The organism is Candidatus Accumulibacter contiguus (assembly GCF_036625285.1).
GTDB lineage: Bacteria > Pseudomonadota > Gammaproteobacteria > Burkholderiales > Rhodocyclaceae > Accumulibacter > Accumulibacter contiguus.
The window spans coordinates 2,349,210-2,372,199 of record NZ_JAZKUC010000001.1; the positions used below are offsets into that span (position 1 = coordinate 2,349,210).

22 protein-coding genes and 2 pseudogenes are annotated in these 22,990 nt (G+C 61.7%); 16 read left to right on the plus strand and 8 right to left on the minus strand.

Features of this window, described 5'->3' with window-relative positions:
- Window positions 1–223 precede the first annotated feature (223 nt).
- The 7 genes from tnpC (at window position 224) to V5B59_RS11500 (ending at window position 8,091) form a co-directional block, all read left to right on the plus strand.
- Window positions 224–1,663 carry an IS66 family transposase gene (gene tnpC / locus V5B59_RS11470; protein ID WP_169072211.1) on the plus strand — a complete coding sequence of 480 codons (1,440 nt, stop codon included), beginning with the start codon at window positions 224–226 and terminating at the stop codon, window positions 1,661–1,663.
- Window positions 1,660–2,613 carry a hypothetical protein gene (locus V5B59_RS11475; protein WP_332351878.1) on the plus strand — a complete coding sequence of 318 codons (954 nt, stop codon included), beginning with the start codon at window positions 1,660–1,662 and terminating at the stop codon, window positions 2,611–2,613. Before tnpC ends, V5B59_RS11475 begins: the two co-directional genes overlap by 4 nt.
- 16 nt (window positions 2,614–2,629) lie before the next feature.
- Window positions 2,630–3,520: a hypothetical protein gene (locus V5B59_RS11480; protein WP_332351879.1), complete on the plus strand. Its 891-nt coding sequence runs from the start codon at window positions 2,630–2,632 to the stop codon at window positions 3,518–3,520.
- Window positions 3,514–4,893: a DUF3696 domain-containing protein gene (locus tag V5B59_RS11485; RefSeq protein ID WP_332351880.1), complete on the plus strand. Its 1,380-nt coding sequence runs from the start codon at window positions 3,514–3,516 to the stop codon at window positions 4,891–4,893. Before V5B59_RS11480 ends, V5B59_RS11485 begins: the two co-directional genes overlap by 7 nt.
- Window positions 4,890–5,429, plus strand: coding sequence for a hypothetical protein (locus tag V5B59_RS11490; protein ID WP_332351881.1), 540 nt, complete (start codon window positions 4,890–4,892; stop codon window positions 5,427–5,429). Before V5B59_RS11485 ends, V5B59_RS11490 begins: the two co-directional genes overlap by 4 nt.
- Window positions 5,426–6,121, plus strand: a complete 696-nt coding sequence (locus V5B59_RS11495) for an RNA ligase family protein (protein ID WP_332351882.1) — start codon at window positions 5,426–5,428, stop codon at window positions 6,119–6,121. Before V5B59_RS11490 ends, V5B59_RS11495 begins: the two co-directional genes overlap by 4 nt.
- A gap of 665 nt (window positions 6,122–6,786) precedes the next feature.
- Window positions 6,787–8,091, plus strand: a complete 1,305-nt coding sequence (locus tag V5B59_RS11500) for an IS701 family transposase (RefSeq protein ID WP_246149239.1) — start codon at window positions 6,787–6,789, stop codon at window positions 8,089–8,091.
- Window positions 8,092–8,221: 130 nt separating this feature from the next.
- On the opposite strand, the gene V5B59_RS11505 is transcribed toward V5B59_RS11500, so the two are convergent.
- A complete protein-coding gene (locus V5B59_RS11505; protein WP_169071866.1) occupies window positions 8,222–8,662 on the minus strand; it encodes a DUF29 domain-containing protein in 441 nt (146 codons plus the stop codon).
- Window positions 8,663–9,347: 685 nt separating this feature from the next.
- Here V5B59_RS11505 and V5B59_RS11510 point away from each other — a divergent pair.
- The 4 genes and pseudogenes from V5B59_RS11510 to V5B59_RS11525 form a co-directional block, all read left to right on the plus strand.
- Window positions 9,348–11,402 carry a cytochrome b N-terminal domain-containing protein gene (locus V5B59_RS11510; RefSeq protein WP_332351883.1) on the plus strand — a complete coding sequence of 685 codons (2,055 nt, stop codon included), beginning with the start codon at window positions 9,348–9,350 and terminating at the stop codon, window positions 11,400–11,402.
- 97 nt (window positions 11,403–11,499) lie between these two features.
- On the plus strand, window positions 11,500–12,072 hold the full coding sequence (locus tag V5B59_RS11515; protein ID WP_332351884.1) for a cytochrome b N-terminal domain-containing protein: 573 nt from the start codon (window positions 11,500–11,502) through the stop codon (window positions 12,070–12,072).
- A 147-nt stretch (window positions 12,073–12,219) separates the two neighbouring features.
- Window positions 12,220–12,564, plus strand: a pseudogene (locus V5B59_RS11520) (2Fe-2S iron-sulfur cluster-binding protein); the annotation flags it as partial.
- 164 nt (window positions 12,565–12,728) lie between these two features.
- Window positions 12,729–13,124: pseudogene (locus V5B59_RS11525) on the plus strand (FAD-binding oxidoreductase); the annotation flags it as partial.
- A 260-nt stretch (window positions 13,125–13,384) separates the two neighbouring features.
- Here the strand turns inward: V5B59_RS11525 and V5B59_RS11530 are convergent.
- Window positions 13,385–14,632 carry a glucose-1-phosphate adenylyltransferase gene (locus V5B59_RS11530; protein WP_332352190.1) on the minus strand — a complete coding sequence of 416 codons (1,248 nt, stop codon included), beginning with the start codon at window positions 14,630–14,632 and terminating at the stop codon, window positions 13,385–13,387.
- Window positions 14,633–14,771: 139 nt separating this feature from the next.
- Here V5B59_RS11530 and thrH point away from each other — a divergent pair, with 139 nt between their 5' ends.
- The 4 genes from thrH to V5B59_RS11550 all read left to right on the plus strand — a co-directional run bounded on the left by thrH (window position 14,772) and on the right by V5B59_RS11550 (window position 18,809).
- Entirely contained in the window at window positions 14,772–15,389 is a 618-nt protein-coding gene (gene thrH / locus V5B59_RS11535; RefSeq protein ID WP_169071852.1) for a bifunctional phosphoserine phosphatase/homoserine phosphotransferase ThrH, read from the plus strand.
- Window positions 15,390–15,403: 14 nt separating this feature from the next.
- Window positions 15,404–16,276: a formyltetrahydrofolate deformylase gene (purU, locus tag V5B59_RS11540; RefSeq protein ID WP_169071853.1), complete on the plus strand. Its 873-nt coding sequence runs from the start codon at window positions 15,404–15,406 to the stop codon at window positions 16,274–16,276.
- A 70-nt stretch (window positions 16,277–16,346) separates the two neighbouring features.
- The gene (locus V5B59_RS11545) at window positions 16,347–18,293 is read left to right on the plus strand and encodes an ABC-F family ATP-binding cassette domain-containing protein (RefSeq protein ID WP_169071854.1); all 1,947 of its coding nucleotides are present in this window, start codon (window positions 16,347–16,349) and stop codon (window positions 18,291–18,293) included.
- Window positions 18,294–18,332: 39 nt separating this feature from the next.
- Entirely contained in the window at window positions 18,333–18,809 is a 477-nt protein-coding gene (locus V5B59_RS11550; RefSeq protein WP_169071855.1) for a bacteriohemerythrin, read from the plus strand.
- Between the two features lie 66 nt (window positions 18,810–18,875).
- On the opposite strand, the gene V5B59_RS11555 is transcribed toward V5B59_RS11550, so the two are convergent.
- The 6 genes from V5B59_RS11555 to V5B59_RS11580 all read right to left on the minus strand — a co-directional run bounded on the left by V5B59_RS11555 (window position 18,876) and on the right by V5B59_RS11580 (window position 22,030).
- Complete coding sequence (locus tag V5B59_RS11555) at window positions 18,876–19,298, minus strand: helix-turn-helix domain-containing protein (RefSeq protein ID WP_308240195.1); 423 nt, start codon at window positions 19,296–19,298, stop codon at window positions 18,876–18,878.
- A gap of 30 nt (window positions 19,299–19,328) precedes the next feature.
- On the minus strand, window positions 19,329–20,219 hold the full coding sequence (locus tag V5B59_RS11560; RefSeq protein ID WP_169071856.1) for an EamA family transporter: 891 nt from the start codon (window positions 20,217–20,219) through the stop codon (window positions 19,329–19,331).
- Between the two features lie 4 nt (window positions 20,220–20,223).
- The gene (locus V5B59_RS11565) at window positions 20,224–20,499 is read right to left on the minus strand and encodes a DUF1272 domain-containing protein (RefSeq protein ID WP_034911696.1); all 276 of its coding nucleotides are present in this window, start codon (window positions 20,497–20,499) and stop codon (window positions 20,224–20,226) included.
- Window positions 20,492–21,076: a cysteine hydrolase family protein gene (locus tag V5B59_RS11570; RefSeq protein WP_034911703.1), complete on the minus strand. Its 585-nt coding sequence runs from the start codon at window positions 21,074–21,076 to the stop codon at window positions 20,492–20,494. Before V5B59_RS11570 ends, V5B59_RS11565 begins: the two co-directional genes overlap by 8 nt.
- A gap of 228 nt (window positions 21,077–21,304) precedes the next feature.
- Complete coding sequence (locus tag V5B59_RS11575) at window positions 21,305–21,757, minus strand: YcfL family protein (RefSeq protein WP_332351885.1); 453 nt, start codon at window positions 21,755–21,757, stop codon at window positions 21,305–21,307.
- A gap of 75 nt (window positions 21,758–21,832) precedes the next feature.
- The gene (locus V5B59_RS11580) at window positions 21,833–22,030 is read right to left on the minus strand and encodes a hypothetical protein (RefSeq protein ID WP_169071858.1); all 198 of its coding nucleotides are present in this window, start codon (window positions 22,028–22,030) and stop codon (window positions 21,833–21,835) included.
- A gap of 383 nt (window positions 22,031–22,413) precedes the next feature.
- On the opposite strand from V5B59_RS11580, the gene V5B59_RS11585 reads away from it, so the two are divergent.
- Entirely contained in the window at window positions 22,414–22,968 is a 555-nt protein-coding gene (locus tag V5B59_RS11585; RefSeq protein WP_034911699.1) for a YbhB/YbcL family Raf kinase inhibitor-like protein, read from the plus strand.
- Window positions 22,969–22,990: the final 22 nt, after the last annotated feature.

Genomic DNA, 22,990 nt, shown 5'->3' on the forward strand with positions numbered 1-22,990 from the left:
GAGTTGGCTGAGACGTTACGGCGGAACTTGCTGGATGAGGGATGGTGGGTTGTGGGCCCATTTGATGACGAGGAGTAACTACTCAGGAGTCCTCCGCCAAGCGGACAGGCTGAAGCGTGGCGACGCTCAGGTACTGGAATTTTTGCTCAGAGCGAACGTCCAAGCTTTCAAGAGAACCCAGCATTGACCTCGCAATGGATAGGCTTCGTACAGGTGAGTGGGCATGGACGAGATTCCCGACCTTGAACGACTGAGTGTTGCCGAGAAGGATGATCTGATCCGCGAGCTTTGGCCCTTACGTGCGCTGGTGCGGCAGTTGAGGGGAGAAGTGGAGAAGCTGCAGGCGAAGGTGCAGGAACTGGAAGGTCGAGGGGCCAAGAATAGCCACAATTCGAGCAAACCACCGTCCTCGGATGGGCTGGCCAAGCTGCCGGCCAAGCCCCGTTCGCTGCGCAAACCGGGGCAGCACCCGAATGGCGGACAGCCGGGGCATACTGGACACACGCTCCAGAAGGTAGAAAAGCCGGATCGAGTCGTCGTGCATTTGCCCGCGGCCCACTGCCACGCGTGCCAAGGCCCCCTGGGGGAAGCGACGATGGCCGAGAGCCGGCAGGTGTTCGATCTGCCGCCGTTGCGCTTTGAGGTCACCGAGCATCAAGTTTGGGCGGCGACCTGCGCCTGCGGCGAGGTGTGCCGTGGCGAGTTCCCGGAAGGCGTTTCTTCGCCGGTCCAGTACGGGCCGGCGGCGTTGGCGGCAGCGGTGCATCTGACGCAACACCACATGATGCCGGTGCAACGCACGTCGGAGCTGATGGACGATTTCTTCGGACTGCCGATGGCCGAAGCCACGGTACTCGCCGCCTCACAGGAGGCCGGGGTCCGGCTGACGCCGACGGTGAGCACCATCGGCCAGGCCCTTCAAGTCGCCGATGTCGCGCACGCCGATGAGACCGGGCTGCGTGTCGCCGGCTCGCTGCACTGGATGCACGTCCTGGCGACCACGCTGCTGACCTGGGTCGCCTGCCATGCGAAACGCGGCAAGCAGGCGTTCGATGCCCTGGGAATTCTGCCCGGCTTCCTGGGCACCCTCATTCACGATGGCTGGAAGCCTTATCGTGACCTCCTCTGCAAGCACGGTCTGTGCAATGCCCATCACTTGCGCGAGCTGACCTACCTCTTTGAGGATCTCGGGCAAGCCTGGGCCGGCCGCATGATCGATCTCCTGCGGACGGCCTGTCATGAGGTCGGTCAGACCGGCGCGCCGCTGCCGGAATCCCGCCGGGCGTTCTTCCTGTCCCGCTACGCCGACATTCTCAGTGAAGGGGAAGCCCTCAATCCCCGGGCTCCACCCTCGGGCAAACGCGGGCGTCCCCGGCAAAGCAAGGCGACGAACCTCCTCCTGCGCTTGCGCACCTACACCGACGATGTCTGGCGCTTTGCCACGGATCCCGGCGTTCCGTTCACCAACAACCTGGCCGAGCAAGCCGTGCGCATGTCCAAGGTCAAACAGAAAGTCTCCGGCGGCTTCCGGACCAAGAAGGGGGCCGATGCCTACTGCATCATTCACTCGTATCTCGCAACCATGCACAAGCAGGGCGCCAATCTCTTCCACGCCCTGATCCTCACTTTCCAGGGCCAGCCCCCTCAGCCTCGCCTCGCTTGAGCTTCGGCGTGGTCGCCCTGAGTAGTTACGACGAGGAGAAGAATCCGATTGATCAGATCTATGGCTGGCTCGAAATCGAGGATTCGGAGGCCACGCGGCGATCGGTTGGAAACTTGAGACGCAGGCTTGAGCCTGGACAGGTCGTCATCGTACAAGGTATTGATGCCGGTCATTGGGGAGCTTGGCAGCACTTCATGACAGAATACGAGGTCGCAAGTCGAGTAGTCGCAAAATTCGACAGGCCGTTGATCGTTACTGTCGTGGCGGGAGTTCCGCTCTCCAGGCTTCCTGAACGTTCTGCAGCTTTGCTCACAGCCCCATGGCAAGACGTAGTGGGCGAACTCGATGTCTTACTGTATGTGAGAGAGGCGATGAGAAACAAGCGCTACGACGGCGGAAAAGGGAAACTGCTGTCGCGCATCATCGCTAAGCTGGCGCTTTGGGACTTTGAATTGGCGGATTACCTTGCCGGTATCGATGAGCGACAGCTTTTCGATCCGGTTTCGGCACTGAGTGGGGCGACCGGTGCTCTGGCACAGACCGAGGATCTGGCGGCAACTTGGGAAGCGGGGGGCAAGATCAAGTTCGACGGGATGGAACTCGAGCATTCAATGTTGCTGCTGCGTCATCCAGCAGAGCACGGCAAATTGATGGAACGGTTGTGGCAGGCTCAGGCCGGCGAACTCCTGCCACTTCTTGAACTGAGTCGTCGTTATTGGGTGCAACGAATGCGGCCGGTGGTCAGATGGCCAATTCGCTTGAATGACGCGAATATCACCGATCTCAACGAACTGGAAATCGGCCAACTGGCATACGTTGCGCGATCTCAAAGGCTGAACCCGGCGATTCAGCAGGCGACCGAAAAGCTTCGACGCTATCGGAACAAGCTGGCACACATCGAGATGCTCGAGTATTCGGAGGCGTTCGATCCGGATTTGCGTGGCCGTTAATTGTCGATAGGGCTTTATGAAAGCCGAAAAGAACGCGGCGCAGGGGACCGGCATCAACCGTGCAGAAGAGGTGCTCATGAGCAGCGAATATGAATCTATTTTGCGGGAAGCTCTTTCCGGCCTCGGCAGCTACTCGAAACTGGCCAACGGCAATTTTCGGTTGCAGGCGCCGAGCGGCCAGACCTGCGCCGTCTATTTTTCCGGAAACGCCCCTGGCAATGCGGTCGAAATAGGCTTGTCGGCAAAGGCGCTCGCGCCCATCTTCGGTCGCACTGAAGCGGAGATCGCCGAGGGGGTGGCTGCGCAGGCAGCGCAGACCGGGCGGGAACGTATCGTCTCCGGACTGCGTGGAAAATACCCAGGCCTTGCCGTGGGGTCAAGGCGAGAACTGCAGGAGTTTCTGTTGGCATGGGCGGAATTCGCTCGCCGACCTGCTCGGGGCGAGGTTCTCGAGACCACCCGTGTCGAGAAGGCCGCACATGACGCCGGCTTCGACCTGACACCGGTGCACGAGGGAAACGGGATGACCTTCCGGTCGTCGGCGTTCCCGCAGGCGCTGGCTGTCGTCGCACAGGCGGGCGGGACGTACGGCGTCGGCTTTTCCGTTGCCGCCTGGGACCGCAAGGTGGCGTACGATTGCACCAGCGACGCGCAGTTCGACACCGGGCCGTGGCCGAGCGGGTCGCTGGCTACGAGGCCCTGCATGCCATCATCCAGCGCGCCGGGCGGGTCGCCCGTCTGCTTTCGAGCGAGGGCGCGAGGCAGTTTGCGGGCGAGGCACAACGCCTGCCGGCGACGAGAGAGAATGAAAGCCGCGTGGTGGGCGAATGCCGTACCCGTCGCCCAGTGCTTGCGGTGTGGGATGCTCTGCATAATGCGCGCTGACCGAAAGGAGCCGTCATGCTGACCCGGATGCAGATTCAGAACTTCAAGGCGTGGAGGGACACCAAGATGGTGCCGCTCGCGCCCTTGACCGTGATCTTCGGCACCAACAGTTCCGGCAAATCGAGCCTCGGCCATCTGCTGCTGGCCCTGAAGCAGACGGTACAACTGGCGGATCGCAAGCGCGCCTTACACCTGGGGGACGAGAATTCCCTGATCGACCTGGGCACTTTCGCCGATTGCGTCCATGGGCACGATCTGGGCCAGAAGATCATGTTTTCCCTCCGCTGGCGGCTGCCGCAGGCATTGACCGTCCGGAACCCGCTGAATTCGTCGGAAGTGTTCAAGGGCAGCGAACTGGAGTTGTCGTCCACGCTACGTGCGGACAAGAACGGTCAGCCGGAAACCGAGTCGTTGACCTATCGACTGTTGCAGGTCGAGGCCATGTCACTGAAGGTGACGCACCGGCGCGGCGACAGGACGTCGCTCGATTGCGAACCGTTGAAGCTGCTGATGGCAAAGGGTCGAAAGTGGCCGCTGGAGCCACCGGAGAAGTTTTACCGCTTCGCCGACCGCACGCTCCTTCGCTATCAGAACGCCGACTTCCTGGCTGACTTTGCGCTGCGGGTCGAAGAAATGCTGGACCGGATGGATTACCTCGGTCCGCTGCGCCAGTCGGCCCGGCGTGTCTATCAGTGGTCCGGAGAAACACCGCCGCATGTCGGAGCGCTGGGCGAACATACCATCGCCGCACTGCTGGCGGCGACCAAGCAGGGGCGAAAACTGAACCGCGGCCCAAAGCAAAAGCTGCAGCCGTTTGACGTGTTCATTGCCAGCTGGTTACGCGACCTGGGGGTGATCGACAGTTTCGAGGTTCACCCGGTGGCCGAGGGGCGCAAGGAATACGAGGTTTTGGTGCGCACTCATGCCGAGTCGCCAGTGGTCAAGCTGACGGACGTCGGGGTGGGCGTCTCGCAGGTCTTGCCGGCACTGGTGCAGGCTTTCTATTCACCGCCCAATTCGGTGGTCTGGATGGAGCAACCGGAAATCCACCTGCATCCTTCGGCTCAGGCCAACCTTGCCGATGCTTTCATCAGTGCGGTCCAATCCAATGAAAACAGCACGGCGCGCGGCACCCAGTTGATCATCGAGACGCACTCCGAGCATTTCCTCTCGCGTCTGCAGCGCCGGGTCGCCGAGCACAGGATCGAGGCGACTGACGTCGCGGTGTATTTCGTCAAGCGCGAGGGTGCGAGCGCGGAACTAGAGGCCTTGCATCTCAACAGCTTCGGCGAGATCGAAAACTGGCCGGAAAATTTCTTCGGCGACGAGATGGGCGACATTGCGGCGCGCACGCTTGAGGCGATCAAGCGTCAGACCGCCGGGGAGACGGCATGACGCCGGTGGTGATCGATACCAACGTATTGCTGGTGGCCAACGGCAGCCATCAGGACGTTTCCGACACATGCCGCGAAGCTTGCGTCAGTGCGCTGCTGGCCAGGCAGCGGTCGGGCATGGTGGCCATCGACGTGGAAAACCTGATTCTCGGCGAGTATCTGAACAAGACACATCCGAACCGGCCGAAAGGCACCGGTGACGCATTTCTCAAGTGGCTGCTGCAGAACCAGTTCAATGCAAGCCGCGTGTGCCGAGTGCCGCTCACGAAAACCGGGCCGGACCGTTTCGTCGAGTTTCCCGATCCGCTGCTCGAAGAGCAATTCGACCCTCCGGACCGCAAGTTTGCCGCCGTGGCGAACGCGCATCCGGCCAAGCCGCCGATCTGGCAGGCGGCCGACAGCAAATGGCTGGACTGGTGGCCGCAACTGGCGGCCAAGGGTATCTCGGTCGATTTTCTCTGTCCGGCGGATACCGCGAAGTTTTACGCGAAGAAGTTTTCGAAACGCAAAGTGCCGGCCTTCCCTCCCAGGCCATGAGCGCTTTTTTCCGTTTCCCGCACACGCCGCATCTGGCATGGATCGGCAGCGGCATGCCGCGTGACGACAAGGTGCTGTCGGCCACAGAGGCTGACACACTGCTCGCCAAGCCGGTGGTGGTGGAAGAAAAGCTCGACGGCGCCAATCTCGGATTTTCGGTTTCTCCGGATGGCGTCCTGCGTGCTCAGAACCGTGGGCATTTTCTCGATGCACCGCATGCTGGTCAGTTCGCGCGTCTGGGTCAGTGGCTTGCGCCGCGCGAGGAGGCCTTGTTCGATGCGCTTGGCGAACATCTTGTTGCCTTCGGTGAGTGGTGTGCAGCACGCCACTCACTGGCTTACACGGCTTTGCCCGATTGGTGGTTGTTATTCGATGTGTATGACCGGCGAGCGGGTCGCTTCTGGAGTACCGAGCGACGTGACCAATGGGCCTGGCGATTGGGCCTGATCACTGTTCCCGGACTGATGGGTGGCCTGAGTAGCTTGCAGGAGTTGCGGCAACTGTTGATCAATCGCCGGAGCGCCTTTCGCGATGGACCGCTTGAGGGAGTGATCATCCGGCGAGAGGACGATGCCTGGCTTCAGTCGCGGGCCAAGCTGGTGCGGGCGGATTTCACGCAGCAGATTGCCGGGCACTGGCGGCACCGGTCACTGGAATGGAACCGCTTGGACGATGTTGCGACGCATGGCTGATCCGGGCGATCCATGTCCACTGACCGGTGGTTCGCCCACGGATCCGGCTGGCGGGAGAAGCCTTCTGGCAGCCACACGCGTCAAGAAGGCCGCACAGACGTCGGCTTCGACCTGACACCCGCGCACGATCGAAACGGGATGATCTTCCGGTCGTCGGCATTCCCGCAGGCGCTGGCTGTCGTTGCACAGGCGGACGGGACGTACCGCGTCACGTTTTCCGATGCCGCCTGGGGCCACAAGGTGGCGCACGATGGCGCTGTGGGGAGCAGAAAGGGCAGGGTCGATGCAAGTGCTCAACATTTCATTCAACCCGGACTGGAGCGATAAGGCCGCGCCAGCCGGTTCATTCCGACGTTGCGCGGAACTTATCAGCATGCCTTGCGCCTGCGGCCTTTGCCGCCACTCCAGAGTTTATGCTGGCAATCAAGTTGCCGGGAATTCTGTCGAAGGGCAGGCGACATGCTGTATCAATATATCCCATACCCCATCTTCCGCATCGTCAATTTCGGTTTAGAGCAATTCTTCACATCCATCAATTACTTCTACTTTGCCACATTTCTAAAATGGTTGAAATACAGGCTATTGAGCTACATATCTAATGCTCTACCACATAAGGAGTATGACGATGAAATCGCCAAATTTATTTATTTGGGATCGGGCGTGCGGTGGCCAGCTGCTGCGAGAATCTGACCAGCCATTTTCAGTCGTTCCGGGAGTGTTTCCGCAGTAAAACGCGAAGCACGGCCGAGCAAGCTGAACAGTACTTGCGGGGCCTTTTTCAAAGCCCTCGTGCGAACCTGGAACAGATGAGCGAGACGGTGGCGGAGACCGAGTATTACAGCCTCCACCACCTGTTGAGCGATGCTGCATGGGACTTTGAGAATGTGCGTCGGGAGACGGCGCGACAAGCGGACGAGTGGATCGGTGGGCCAGAGACGGGACTGTTGCTCGATGAGTCTGGGGTCCAAAAGAAGGGCGACCATTCAGCGGGCGTCGCCAGGCAGTACAACGGTCGCCTGGGTAAGGTCGAGAACTCGCAGGTTGGAGTGTATGCCGCCTTGGCACGAGGGTCGCAGGCGGCGATCATCGACTTCGAATTGTTCCTTCCAGAGCGTTGGGTTGAAGACGCCAAGCGTTGCCAGGAAGCGGGGATTCCGGAATCGGCACGGGTCTTTCGGACTAAGCCGCAGATGGCTGCCGAGATGGTCAAGCGGGCACGAGCCGCCGGGGTGCGCTTTGGCTTCATCGGTGCCGACGGCCTCTATGGCCACGCGACTTGGCTGCTGTTTGATTGGGACGATGCAGGTGAGGTATTCGCCACCGAGGTGCACAGCGACCAGCAGTTTTACTTTACCGATCCGGGAAAGGCGTGGGTACCGGCCTGGGAAGCCCGCGAATGGGCCGCGCGCCTGAAACGAAAGGAGTGGCACCCGGTGATCCTGCGCGACGGGGAGAAGGGTGAAGTGCGCGCGATGTTTGCCCATACCCGCGTGTGGATCAGTCATCCGAACAGCGCACAGGCCCGCCAATGGCATCTCCTGGCACGCCGCGATGGCAAGGAGGTGAAGTTCATGCTCTCCAACGCGGCGCCCGACACGCCACTTCGCGAGCTGGCACGCATGCAGGCACAGCGCCACTTCATCGAGCGCGCCTTCGAGAATGCGAAAGGTTGCTGTGGGATGGCCGACTACCAGGTACGCAAGTGGCGGGCTTGGTACAACCACATGGCGCTCGTCTGCGTTGCACTACTCTTTCTCGTCAAGGAGCGGCGGCAACACTCACCCTACGCCGAGTTACTGTCCTGTGCCGATGTCGTCGACATGCTCGTGGCGCAGCTCCCGGTGAAGATTCACGGTCGCGAAGACCTCGTGCGAATCATCGCCGAGCGTCATGCACGGCGACAAAGCGCCCGCGACAGCGCCTACCGAAGGCAGCCGCCAGCACCCAAAAATGCCATTAGAATCTGTTAATGTAGAATTACGCACCCTTCCGCCCTTCCGCGTCAACCTTGTGCAGGTGCTATGCCAACCGGGCAAGGGTTCCCGGTTTTCGCCCGCAGGGATCAGCCGGGAGCCAAGCGCAGCAAAAACGCAGGTTCTTTCAATTGCCCTCTGGCAGAAAGTCATCCGCCATCGTCTGTTCGATTGAGTACGGCGATTGCTTGGGGAAGGTCGATTCATCCATGCCTGTTTCGTTTGCCGCCAGCAGCAACGCCTTTGGGTATGCCTTCTCGAACGCATGGGGAATCTCTGGCACCAGGCCCGGCTCGTCGGCAATCAAATCGGCAATGTCCATGCGTTGCACGCGGATCGTGCGCGCCCAACTTGCGCCCCGCCGCTCTGGTTGAAACTGCCACTTCAGCAGGTGCGTCAACAGAATTTTCAACCTGTTCGCCAGTTCGCGCCGCTCGCGTGACCCCATCGCATCAAGTTCCTCAATCAAATGTTCGGCATCGATGGTGTCGAAGCGTCCTGCGCGCAGCATGTCGGCTTGTTGGCGTGCCCAAGTGTAGAAATCAGTCTGGTATAGCGTTGTTTCCATCATTCGTTCTCCTCATCTCAGGTCATTTTTTTCTTGCTCTGAACCGCATCAGCACCGGTCTTCATGACGCCCGCTTCGAGCCGGGCATTGGTAGCAGTATTCACCGCGGCCCACACTGGGTCAAGGTCGAGTCGCGCATGGATCGCCGTCGCCTGCTGGCTCTTGTGTTTCAGGCTCTCGATGATCGCCAGGGCTAACGGCCATGACTTTTCCAGGCACCCCCGATCATGAAAGTCATGACCGTTTCCCTTGTATGCTCTCCCCCGACCCCTCCCACGGCCCACGCTGCATCGCGGGCCGGCTGCGGCGGCGCGGAGCAGTGCTCCGCGAAACCCCGCCTTCGCCCCCGCGCGGGGGGAGGGGAGATTCGTGAGTCGCATACGCGACTTTCACATTAAAAGGGTGGAGTAGAGGACAGGTTCACGCCTGCCCTCCATCATCAAACCTTTTCCTGCACAGTGCCTTTCCGATGGTCTTCACGCCAAGGTATGCTCCGGGTGCCTTGAGCAAGCATTTCCAGACAGCAGCGACATGTTGCGGAATCGATGCATGGGGGCCTCTCTTCGTCAATCGGTCACGATCTGCTTGTTTCGAATTTGACTCGTGTCAAGACGCCAAGCGCCCACCAGAAATATAATCAAGCACTAATGATCATGACCGGCACCGGCCCAGGAACCCCAGCGACGTGAGTCTCCACGCAGCATTGCGCAATGGCACGAAAAGCGTCTTCCTGCGCTTCGAGGAAGCTCTCGACGCGCCTTTCGGCGGCGAGGACAATCCGCTGCGCCATCTCGGCGCGCTGGGTCTGTATCTGCTGTGGATCACCGTCGGCAGCGGGCTCTATCTGTACGCGGTGCTCGACACCGGCATCGACGCCGTCTACCGCTCGATCGGCTACCTCAGCAGCGAACAATGGTATCTCGGCGGCATTCTGCGCAGTCTGCACCGTTATGCCTCTGATGGCTTCATGCTGCTGATGCTGCTGCACCTCGTTCGCGAATGGAGCTACGGGCGTTACCACGGCTTCCGCCTCTATTCCTGGATGACCGGCGTACCGTTGATCTGGCTCGCCTACATCGCAGGAATCGGTGGCTACTGGATCGTCTGGGATCAGCTTGCGCAGTTGTCGGCCACCGCCACCACCGAACTGCTCGACTGGCTGCCGATCTTCAGCGAACCGTCGGCGCGCAACTTCATGGCGCCGGACTCGATCAACGACCGCTTCTTCACCATGCTGGTGTTCCTCCATCTCGGCGTGCCGCTGCTGCTGATCCTCGGCCTGTGGGCACATGTCCATCGCATCAGCCATGTCGATTACCTGCCGTCCCGGCGCTCCATGCTGGGCACCTTGGCTGCGCTGCTCGTTCTTTCGCTGCTCAAGCCGGCGCTCAGCAATCCGCCGGCCAATCTGGCGACGGTCCCCGGCGATCTCGGCTTCGACTGGTTCATTCTGTTCATTCATCCACTGACCGACCTCAGCTCGCCAGCGCTCATCTGGACGCTGCTGTTCGGCCTGACGGCACTGCTCTTCATCCTGCCCGTTCTGCCTCACCCACAGCCACAGCCGGTCGCCACCGTCGATGCAGCCAACTGTACCGGCTGCGATCGCTGCCTCGCCGATTGCCCTTATGCCGCGATCAGCATGCAGCCGCACCCTCGGCGGCCAGGTTGGCAACTGGCTGTCGTCGATGCCGACCTCTGCGCGGCTTGCGGAATCTGCGCCGGCGCTTGCCCTTCCTCGACGCCCTTCCGCAGACAGGAGACGCTGCTCACCGGCATCGACATGCCGCAGCAGCCGGTCAATGCGCTACGCGAGCAGCTCGAGCAGGCACTGGCACGGCTCACTGGCCGCAGCAGGATCGTCGTGTTCAGTTGTGCGCGCGGCGCCGATGCCAGCACCCTGGCAGCCGCCGACACGGCAGTGATTCCCCTGCTGTGCACCGGCATGTTGCCGCCGGCCTTCGTTGAATATGCGCTGCGCGGCGGCGCCGACGGGGTGTTCGTGAGCACCTGCCGTAGCGGCGGCTGCGATTTCCGCCTCGGCGAACGGTGGACCAGCGAACGCCTGCTGGGCCAGCGGAACCGCATTTGCGCAAGACCGTTCCGGCTGCACGACTGCAACTCTATCCTGCCGCAGCCCACGACAGCAGAAATCTGGCCAATGCGCTGGCCGAGTTCAGAACCCGGCTCGAATCGGTTTCGAGCGAAAGACTTCCCCCCTATCAGCGGAAAGCCTCCTATCATGCTTAAACCCGCCGCCATCGTCGGCCAGTTGATCCTCTACGGCGCTTTCGCTGCTTTCATCGGCTATTTTGCGACCTCGCCCAAATACCGGCAGATTCCCGACGACGTCGCGTTGATCAAGCTGTCGATCAGCCACCTGGGCGACCGCGAGTGTCGCAAACGCACCCCCGAAGAACTCGCCAAACTGCCGCCCAACATGCGCGCGCCGATGGACTGCCCGCGCGAACGATCCGACATCAGACTGGAAGTCGATTTCGACGGTCAACCCGCTTTCCGCACCGTGATGCACCCCACCGGCCTCTACAAGGACGGGGTCTCGACGGTGTACAAACGCTTCGAGCTGAAAGCCGGCAAGCACCAGGTGGCCGTCAGGATGAACGACAACCTCATCAAACCCGGCTTCAATTTCAGCAAGGAAGCGGAGGTCACCCTCGTCCCTGGGCAGGTGATGGTGATCGACTTCAACCCGGACCACGGCGGACTGTTCTTCAAATGATCACTACCGCTGTCGACGTACCTGGATGCGGGCGCCGCTTCCGGCCGACCACCTATCCCGCCGCACTAGGCACTAATTTCCTGAGCTGAATTCGATCATGGTCAAGGTCCTGCAACAACTCCTGCGCTGGCTGTTCATGCGCATCGAGAACGTGTTCAATGTCGCTTTCGGCGACAAGATGAACCCTTTCTACCATCTGGGAACGATCAGCTTCTGGCAGTTCTGGTTGCTGGTGGGCTCCGGCCTGTACCTCTACATCTTCGCCGATACCGGCGTCCATGACGCTTTCGAGTCGGTCGAGCGGATCACCCACGACCAGTGGTGGGCCGGCGGCATCCTGCGCAGCATCCACCGCTACGCGACCGACGGCATGATCCTGACGATGCTGCTGCACATGCTGCGGCACTTTGCCTACGACCGCTATCGCGGCTTTCGTTCGTTCTCCTGGCTGACCGGCGTGGCCCTGTTGTGGCTGGTTTACATTGCCGGCGTCAACGGCTTCATGCTGGTCTGGGACAAGCTCGCACAGTTCGTGGTCATCGCCACCGCCGAGTGGTTCGATGTCCTGCCGATGTTCAATGGCACGCTGATCCGCAACTTCCTCTACCTCGAAAGCGTCAACAGCCGCCTGTTCACGCTGCTGGCCTTCATCCACATCGGCGCCCCCTGATCGTCGCTTTCATCATGTGGGTGCATGTTCAGCGCGTCCCGCGCGCACACATCAACCCGCCGCGCCCGATCGCCATCGCCGTCACGCTGATGTTTCTGGCACTCGCGCTGGTCAAGCCGATCCTCAGCCAGGGTGGGCGAAGCCGACATGTCGGTGGTGCCGACCAACATCGACTTCGACTGGTTCGAGCTGCCGGTGCTGGCGCTGGTCTATGTGATCAATCCGCTGCATCTCTGGTACTGGGTGCTCGGTCTCACCGCCCTGCTTTTTCCTCTGCCCTGGCTACCACCGAAGCGGCTGGGTTCGGCGAGGGCACAGAATTCGATCACCTTCCACCCCGACCACAAGGCCATCAGCGCACGCTTTGGCGAAACACTGCTCGACGCCGGCCTGCGCCAGGACATCGATCTGCCCTACGAATGCCGCAACGGCGGCTGTGGCGTATGCAAGTGCACGGTGCTGCAGGGCAAGGTCGACCCCGGCCTCTACCAGCCGAGCGCACTGTCCGCCGCCGAACTGGCGCAGGGCAAGGTGCTGCTGTGCTGCGCCAGCGCGCTCGAAGACGTCGAGATCGAGTACCAGGCGAGCACGCGCCAAAAGGCTTCCAGGAGTACAGCGCCCGCGTCGTCGGCATGGAGAAGCTCACCGACGACGTCATGCGCGTCCTGCTCAAGCTGCCAGAGGGCCAGCAGATCGCCTTCAAGGCCGGCCAGTACATCAACATCATTCTCGAAGACGGTCAGCGGCGCGCCTTCTCGTTTGCCAATCCGCCGCACGAAGCCGAGTTTGTCGAACTGCAGATCCGGCTGATGCCCGGCGGCCGTTTCACGACGCACGTCTTCGACGCGATGAAGGAAGGCGACGAAGTCCGCTTCGAGGGCCCGATCGGCGACTTCACGCTGCGCGAATCGGCGCGGCCGATCGTCTTCGTCGCCGGCGCCACCGGCTTCGCACCGGTCAAGAGCATGGTCGAGGACGCCTTCAAGCGCGGGCTGCAGCGCCAGATCCATCTCTACTGGGGGGTGCGGAGCCGCAAGGATCTGTACCTGCCCGAACTGCCGGAACGCTGGGCGCGTGAGCACGACAACTTCCACTTCATTCCGGTCCTCTCCGGATCCGGCGCCCGAGGACCTGGAGCGGACGCACCGGCCTGGTCCATGAAGCGATTCTCGAAGACTTCCCGGAACTCAAGGAGCACGAAATCTACGCCTGCGGCTCGGTGCGCATGGTCGAGGCGATCTTCCCCTTCCTCAAGCAGCACGGCGCCGAAGACGGCGCCTGCTTCTCGGATGCCTTCAGCGTCTCGGCGCGGTCAATGGCCTTTCAGCCCCGTCCTCTCCTCCGCACGGATATCCATTCCCTGGCCTCTGGGAACGACCACGATTCCCGAGTCGGTGACGGTAAATCGGCGACGGTCGGCGTCTGCGTCGTAGCCGAGACGATCACCGGCTTCGATCGTGTTGTAACGGTCGACGATGGTGCGCCGGAGCCTCGCCCCCTTGCGCAGCACTGCGTAGTCCATGATGATGCACTCATCGAGTTCCACATCCTCCTCCATGAATACTTCGCGGCGAACGATCGAATTGCGGATGCGAGCCCCCTTGATCAGCCCACCGGCGCTGATGATGCTGTTGTCCAGTTCGGCGTGGAAGAATTTCGGCGACGGCCCCTGATAGTTACTGGAACCGATCCGCCATTTGGGATTGAACAGATCTAACTTCGGCTCGGCACCCAGGAGATCCTGGTGGGCGGCAAAATAGGCATCGATGGTTCCCACGTCGCGCCAGTAGGCCGGCTCCTCGGAGGCGCGTATGCCGGGGATGCGATTCCCGCAGAAATCGTAGGCAAACACCCTTTGCGTCTGAATCAGGCGTGGCAGGAGATCCTTGCCAAAATCTCTTTCTCCCAGCCGGTGCCCCTCCCGCAACGCCTTGATCAGCACATCGGTCGTGAAAATGTAGTTTCCCATTGAGGCGAAGGCGCGCGTCGGATCACCGGCCATCGGCGACGGGTCGGTCGGCTTCTCTCGGAAACTGCGCACGCTCCCGTCTTCGTCGGCGTCAATGATGCCGAATGCCGAGGCTTCTCCGATGGGAACCGGCAAGGCGGCGATACTGACGTCGGCATGGCTGTGCAAGTGAAAATTGACCATCTGACGCACGTCCATGCGATAGATGTGGTCGGCACCAAATATCACGACGAGGTCCGGAGAACGCTTTTCGATCAGCCCCAGGTTCTGATAGACGGCATCGGCAGTGCCCTGGAACCATTCCGGTCCCTCGCGCATCTGCGGTGGAACCACCGCGATGAACTGCTCGGGAAAGATCGGCGCCAGCAACCAGGAACGACGGATGTGCTCGATCAACGACTGCGACTTGTATTGGACCAGCAGGTAGATGGAGAAGATCTTCGAGTTGACCAGGTTGGAGAGAACAAAGTCGACGATGCGAAAACGGCCGCCGAAAGGTACGGATGGCTTGGAACGATGCTGGGTCAGTGGGTGCAGACGGGTGCCTTCACCGCCTGCCAGAACAAGAGCAAGAATATTGGGCGTAATCATCATCTCCTCGTTTCTCTCGGAAGGTCCGTAGGTCTTTCATCATACTGCGATGAGGCGGCCAGTGTAGCGCTGCTGTGCAGTTCCAAGGATTTGGTAGAATCGCGGGTTTCCTTCAAACCTCATTTTCTGGGAGCTTGCCGTGCAAATCGTCTGCCTCGACCTTGAAGGCGTCCTCGTCCCCGAAATCTGGATCGAATTCGCCACACGCACCGGCATTCCGGAGCTTCGCCGTACTACCCGCGACGAGCCGGACTACGACAAGCTGATGCAGTCCCGCCTCGCCATCCTGGGCGAACACAAGCTCGGTCTGACAGATATCCAGCAGGTCATCGCCGAAATGGGACCGCTCGAAGGCGCCCGGGCCTTCGTCGATGGACTGCGTGAGGCCTATCAGTTGATCATTCTGTCCGACACCTTCTACGAGTTCGCGCACCCGCTGATGCGGCAACTCGGCTGGCCGACACTGTTCTGCCACAGCCTCGAAGCCGACGCCGACGGAATGCTGGTGCGCTACCGTCTGCGCATGCCCGATCAGAAGCGTGAGGCAGTGCGCCGCCTCAGGGAACTCCGGTTCACAGTGGTAGCCGCTGGCGATTCGTACAATGACACGGCGATGCTCGGCGAAGCGCACGCCGGCATCCTTTTTCACCCGCCCGAGCAGGTCATTCGCGAATTCCCGCAGTTCCCGGTCACGCAGTCCTACGCCGAGCTGCGCGCGGAGATCGACAAGGCCTTCGTCGCGGTCACACCCACCTAGAAAGGTTACGCAGCATGCATTCGCAGCGTTTCTATACCCTGTCCGGATCCTGCCCGGATCAGATCGGCATCATCGCGCGCGTTTCCGGCTTCATTGCCCAGCACCGCGGCTGGATTCTCGAATCGAGCTATCACGCCGACGACGGCAGCGGTGAACAGGACGGGCGTTATTTCATGCGCATGGAGGTGAAAGCAGAGTCGCTGCCTTTTCATCTGGCCGAGTTTCGCGAGCGCTTCCGCCCGCTTGCCGAAGAGTTGTCGATGGCCTGGAAAATCAGTGATTCGGCAGTGAAACGGCGCGTCGTGATCATGGTCAGCAAGCAGGAACACTGCCTCTACGATCTGCTGTCACGCTGGCAGGCGAAGGAACTCGACATCGAGATTCCCTGCGTCATCTCGAATCACGACACTTTCAAGGCGCTGGTCGAGTGGCATGGCATCCCCTTCCACCATGTACCCGTAGACCCCGACAACAAGGCAGCAGCGCACGCCGAGATCAGACGTATCTACGAGGAAGTGAAGGGGGACACGATGGTGCTCGCGCGCTACATGCAGATTCTGCCCGCCGATCTGTGCGACAGCTACCCCGGACAGATGATCAATATTCACCATTCCTTTCTGCCCAGCTTCGTCGGTGCCCGGCCCTACCACCAGGCCTTTCGGCGCGGCGTCAAGCTGATCGGTGCCACCTGCCACTACGTCACCAGGGAACTCGACCAGGGGCCGATCATCGAGCAGGACGTGATCCGTATCGACCATTCGGATTCGATCGAAGATATGGTGCGCTATGGCAAGGACATCGAAAAGGCGGTCCTCGCGCGCGGGCTGCGCTATCACCTCGAGGACCGGGTGCTGGTACATGCCAACAAGACCGTGATCTTCCGGTGAGCCTGGCTGTTGCTGACCAGGCGCCCGGCTGCACGCCCATTACCGGAGCATCGACGGGAGTTTCGACGGCGTGATCACGCTCAAGAGCGTCAGCCTGCGTCGCGGCGCCAAGGCCTTGCTTGACCAGACGACGGTGACCTTGAACCCCGGCGAACGGGTCGGCCTCGTCGGTCGCAACGGCGCTGGCAAAACCACCCTCTTCGCGCTGCTCGATGGCAGCCTGCACGAAGACGCCGGCGAATTCTCGCGGCCCGCTGCCTGGCGCCTGGCGCAGGTCGTGCAGGAGATGCCGTCAAGCAGCCTGAGCGCCACCGACTTCGTGATCGAAGGTGACCAGGCGCTGCTGGCCGCCCAGCGGGAAGTACAACTGGCCGAAAGCGAGAATGGCGATGGCGAACGCCTGGCGGACGCCTACCTGGCCCTGCACGACGCCGGCGCACACGATGCACAGGCGCGTGCCCAGGCGTTGATCCTCGGCCTGGGTTTCAAGACCACCGAACTGAACAATCCGGTCGACAGCTTCTCGGGAGGATGGCGAATGCGCCTGCAACTGGCGCGGGCGCTGATGTGTCCGTCGGATCTCTTGCTGCTCGACGAACCGACCAATCACCTCGATCTGGATGCGCTGGTCTGGCTGGAAACCTGGCTCAAGCGCTACGCTGGAACCATGGTGGTGATCAGCCACGACCGGGAGTTTCTCGATGCGGTGACCACCGTGACCCTGCACCTCGAGAACGGCAAGCTGATGCGCTACGGCGGCAACTACAGCACCTTCGAAGAAACCCGCGCGCAGCAGATCGATCTGCAGCAAAACGCCTACCTCAAGCAGCAGGACAAAATCGCCCATCTGCAGAGTTTCATCACCCGCTTCAAGGCCAAGGCGACGAAAGCCAAGCAGGCGCAGAGCCGGGTCAAGGCGCTGGAAAGAATGGAGCGTCTGGCGCCGGTGCTGACCAGCGCCGACTTCACCTTCGAGTTCAAGGCCCCCGCCAGCCTGCCCAACCCGATGCTGGTCATGAGCAATGCCTGCTTCGGCTACCCGCCACCGGCCGATGCACCTGCCGGCACGCCACCGACGGTGATTGTTCGCCGGGTCAACCGATCGGTCATGGCCGGGCAGCGCATCGGCATCCTCGGCGCCAACGGTCAGGGAAAGTCGACGCTGGTCAAGACCATTGCCCGCGTCCTGCCCTGCTGCAGCGGTATCGTCAGTGAAGGCAAGGGCCTCAACATCGGCTACTTCGCGCAGCAGGAACTCGACGTCCTGCGCCCGCACGAAACTCCCCTGCAACACCTGCTGCGCCTGGCCAAGGAAGGCTCGCCCACCGGACAAAGCGACCGCGAACAGGATCTGCGCAGCTTCCTCGGCACCTTCAATTTCAGTGGCGAGATGGTCAAGCAGACGGTCGGCACGATGAGCGGCGGGGAGAAGGCACGCCTGGTCCTGTGCATGATCGTCTGGCAACGCCCCAACCTGTTGTTGCTCGACGAACCCACCAACCACCTCGACCTCGCTACCCGCGAAGCCCTGGCGATGGCACTCAACGAATTCGAGGGAACCGTCATGCTGGTCAGCCACGACCGTTCTCTGCTCCGATCGGTGTGCGACGAATTCTGGCTCGTCACCCGCGGTGGCATGGAGGACTTTACCGGCGACCTCGACGACTATCAACGCTATCTGCTCGACGAGGCGAAACGCAGCCGGGAAAACCTCCGGGAATCCCTGAAAATCGCGAAAGAGCCGCTCAAGCGTGTGTCGCTTGCGGGTGACATCGTTGCTCCCGGCAAGCTGAAAGCACTGCAGCGTGAGCAGGGACATATTGAAAAGCTCCTGCTCGACCTACAGAAGGAACAGCACGCTCTCGAAGCGCAATTGTCGACACCGCTGTCGGCACAGGAACTGGCCGACAGCGGCCGCCGACTGAACCAGATCGCAGTGGAGTTGTCTGCCTTGGAAGAGCAATGGCTGACCCTTTCCGAACAGATCGATATGGCAACACGCCCGATACCCTCGTGAGACGGTCGAGTCACCCCTTCACAACAGTTGGAGCAAAGCATGAAATTTGAGTTGGCAGAGTGGTCATCGAAGATCGAGGTGGGTGTACCGGCAATCGATGCGCAGCACCGACAACTGTTCGATCTTGCCGCAACCTTCAGAGGCGATGGTGACCAGATCAGGGTGCTGAAAACACTGGCGATCCTGACTGAATACGTCAAGGTGCATCTGCACGAAGAAGAGCAGTTGATGATTGCCTGCCACTACCCCGGCCTTGAGGCGCATCAGAAGTTGCACCGGAAGTTTCGCCGGATGCTCTTTGATCTGCTGGAGAACGCCAAGCAGATGACTCTCGACGAGATCGCCGAGGAAGTGAAGTTCCTGATCAACGGCTGGTTCTACAACCATATCCTGGTTGCCGACTTCGATTACATGCCCAGCGTGCAAGCGGCTTCTAGCGCGGTATCGACGTCCGAGAACGCGCCCGCGGACCTTGACGACTGCTCCGGGCTGGCTACTGTTGCCAGGGGGGCATGAACCAGCGTTGTCCATGCTCACCCACTTCGCGCAGCGGATAGCCGTAGAGCCTGCTCAGCGAGTCGCTCAGGACGGCTGGCGATCGCCGAGGGTGCTGCCTCGCCCGCCCGTAGCGCGAAGCGTGCTCGGCGTGCCGCCTTCATGGCGTTGCCAGACCCGCCGGAAATCGCGAGCCGAGGCAAAGCCGGCCAGCTCGGCGACTCGCTCGACCGAGAGTTGCCGCTCGGCGAGCAGTTCGCGCGCCCGCGCGACGCGCAGCCGCTGCTGATACCCGACGACACTGATGCCCGCGTGCTCGGCAAACAGGCGTGTCAGATGGCGGGCGCTGACATGCGCCTGCGCGGCAAGCTCGTCGACCGACCACGAACGCGCGGGATCCTGCGCGATCGCGTCCTGCGCGCGATGGACGGCGGGGTGCAGGTGGTTGCGGTGGGCGAGCCACGGCGAGAGCTGCGGATCGTTGCCGCCGCGGCGCTGGTAGACGACCAGCCGGCGTGAGGACGAACCAGACCGACAGCGTCATGGCCGCGCCCTCGCCCAGCCAAGCAGGCGGGTGGTGAACAGATTGACCGCCAGGCCGAGCATCAGCAGCGCGCCGCCGGCGAGATGCACCGGCCGCAGCACTTCGTCGAACACCAGCCAGCCGGTCGTCAGCCCGACCACCGGCACCAGCAGGCTGAACGGCGCCACCTGGTTGGCCGGGTAGCGTGACAGCAGGCGCGTCCACAAGCCGTAGCCGAGCAGCGTCGCCGCCCAGGCGAGGTAGGCGACGGCGGCGAAGGAACGCAGGCTGAAGTCGCTCAACGCGGCAGCCATCGCCGGCTGGCCCTCGATCAGCAGCGACAGCGCGAGAAAGGGTAGCGGCGGCACGAGACTCGCCCAGACGACGAAGGCGAGCTGGTTGATCGGCCCGCAAGCGGCGACCGCACGCGTGACGATGTTGCCGGCCGCCCACAGCGACGCCGCGGCGACGGTCAGCAGAAAGCCGAGCAGCGGCATCGACACGCCGTGCGCCGAGCCGATCAGCGCCAGACCGCAGGCCGCCAGCAGCAGCCCGACGAGCTGGCTGCTGCGCCAGCCCTCCTTGAGCCACAGGGCGGCGAAGAGCATCGTGAAAAACGCCTGCGACTGGAGCACCAGCGAAGCGAGCCCGGAAGGCATGCCGACGTGGATGGCCGAGAACAGGAACGCGAACTGCCCGACCGAAATGGTCATTCCGTAAGCGAGGTAGAGCTGCCAGGGCACTTTCGGCGCGCGCAGGAAAAACACCGCCGGGCAGGCGGCGAGCAGGAAGCGCAGGGCGCCGAGCAACAGCGGCGGCACTTCGGCGACGCCGGTCTTGATGACCGCGAAGTTGACACCCCAGACGACGACCACCAACAGGGCGAGAGCGAGATCGCGCGGACGCATGCGCTCAGGCCTGTGCCGCGGTCGTTGCAGTGGCAGGCAGGTCGCTGCCGGCGCAGGGCTTGCGGACCCGTTGCGCCGACGCCGGGTAGCGTGCCAGCTTGTCCGCCGGGCGAATCGGCCGGCGCAGCAACTCGCCGCCGCAGTTGGGACAACGCCCGGCAAGCCGGGTGTCGGCACAATCGGCACAGAAGGTGCATTCGAAGGAACAGATCATCGCCGCCGGCGAGTCGGGCGGCAGATCGCGATCGCAACACTCGCAGTTCGGGCGCAGTTCAAGCATGTCCTTCTCCCAGCGCGGCGAGGCAATCGTCGACGCTGACGATGCGCGCAAAGCGCCCGGCCAGCACGAGTTCGGCATGTTCCTTGATCTCCGCCGGCGAGTAGCTGCGGCCGCTGACCGGATGCGTCATCGGAAAGGTCAGCGTCGCTTCGCTGACGAAATCGACCTCGTAGCCGATGTCGGAGCCGACCCGCGTCGTCGTCTCGCAGCATTGTTCGGTGCGGATGCCGGCGATGATCAGGCGCTCGATGCCGCGGCGGCGCAGCCACAGGTCGAGGCCGGTGTCCGAGAAGGCATTGTGCGTGTGCTTGAAGAAGCACACGTCGGGCGAACCGGGCAGCCAGTCGAGCGCGCGCACATATCCCGAGGCCTCGGTGAACGGCCCGGCCTGACCGACGTGAAAAATATGTACCACCGGCACCCCGCGTTTCCGGCAACCGGCGTCGAGGCGCAGCAAGGCCTCCCTGAACGCCGGCAGATCGGCTTCGGACCAGAAGGGCATGTGCCGGAACGACTCCTGCACATCGATCACCACCAGCGCTGCACGACGACCCCTGACGACATCATTTTCGGACATTTCCAGACCTCCTTCGTTTGACGTGCCGCCATCGTAAGGCCAGGCGAGCAAATGAACGATGCCGCACCGGGACAATCGCGGGACAAAAACGGCCATCATTGGCCGAGGCGGGAAGGCGCCCGTCGCGCAACGTCCTGCGCGCGCGCTATCGCGGGGGCTGTTGGGCTTCGCAAGCTCAGCCCAACCTACGGCTGATTTCCTGGGGAAATTGTGTTACGAAGCAGACCTCTAGCGCTGCGAAGAGTGCAGAACCAGGCGGAAGTCGGTGGCGAACAGTGATGGCGGGCTGACGTTGATGATCTGCCTTTGGCTTCCGTAGACAATCATCGGTTTCCACGGCTCGTCATCCCATACCGTGAAACCGTTCTTGTCCAGCCACTTGAATCGGTAATAGACCTGCTGGTTATACGGGGAGAAATTGGTGAGCTCGGCTTGAACACGGAGCAGGCGGTCAGATTGTACGGCACGCAAATCGGTGACCTGTACATTGTCATTGCTCGTGGTCAGTTCGACCTTGCTTGAGATCAGTCCGCTTGCGGGCGCAGCAACGGACAGCGTTGACAGCACGATCAGGGATAGTGCCGCTACCGTGATACGACGTTTCGAGTACATGGATAACCTTTCTGTTGGGCCACACGGAATTGAATAACGCTCGACGTTCGATTCGGTTACAGAATCCATCCCGATTTCATCGATCTTGCTGGCCGCCCGGCCTTGTGCTTCACGCTTGGCTGTTCCATGCCGAAACTGCTGTCGTCAGTACAGAGCGGCCACCACCACTTTGCCCAGATTCTCGATCTGGTTGGTGACCGTGACGGCGAACCGGGAAAACTCGCGCACCTTCATTGGCGTCGACTGGCTGAGGTGCTTGATGTCCGCACCAGCAGAGAAGGCCTGGCCTACGTCCGCGAGGGGCTGGGTTGCCTGCGGGAGGGGCTGGCCAAAAGATGGCACCCTCGTCCAGCCCGCGCCGCAAAGCGTCGTCTCGGATCGCTCGTACTACATCGTCACGCTGAACGGCGCCCCCCGCAGCGAGCCGCTCCAGCCCTTCATCGACTGCCTCCTCACCCTGAATCCTGAGGGCCATCAAAGCGCGCAACCGCTGAACGGTGCCTGTATGATACCCATCACCGTTATTCCTGGAGACACTCGCCATGTTCGTACTCGACCACGTCGGACTCACCCACGGAGGCCCGGACAAGGGCGCCCCGGCCTCCGACCGCAGTATCGCGCCAACCACTTCGGCGCCTTTCTCTACGACCCTTCGGCAACCGCGTCGAAGCGGTCTGCATTGGTGCGGAATCATTGATCACTTGAAACAAGGAAAGGGTAGCTACATGCGTCAACATCTTTTTGCCGTCTGTTCCGTCGCGCTCCTGTCGACGGGGCAGGCTGCGGAACCGTTCTCCCTGAAAAGCGCAGACTTCGTCCATCAAGGAACACTGGCCGAGAAGCATGTCCTCAATGGATTCGGTTGTTCTGGCGGGAATCTCTCGCCAGCACTCGAATGGTCGAATCCGCCGGCAGGAACGAAGAGTTTTGCGCTGCTGGTGCACGATCCCGATGCCCCGACAGGCGGTAGCGGATGGTGGCACTGGGTTGTCATCGACATCCCCGCAACCAGTCGACTATTGCCATTCGGAGCGGGAAAACCGGATGGCGTTGGCCTGCCGGAGGGAGCGACCCAATGGAAAACCGATTTCGGCGGCCCCGGATGGGGAGGCCCGTGTCCACCGATCGGGGACCGCCCGCACAACTACCACTTCACGCTCCATGCCCTCAAGGTTGAGAAGCTTGAGCTGCCAGCCAACGGCAGCACGGCACTCGTCGGCTACATGGTTCATGCCAACAGCCTCGGCAAGGCTATCTTGACCGGCACCTACGGCCGTTAGCCAGCGGGCCGGGCATCGATCC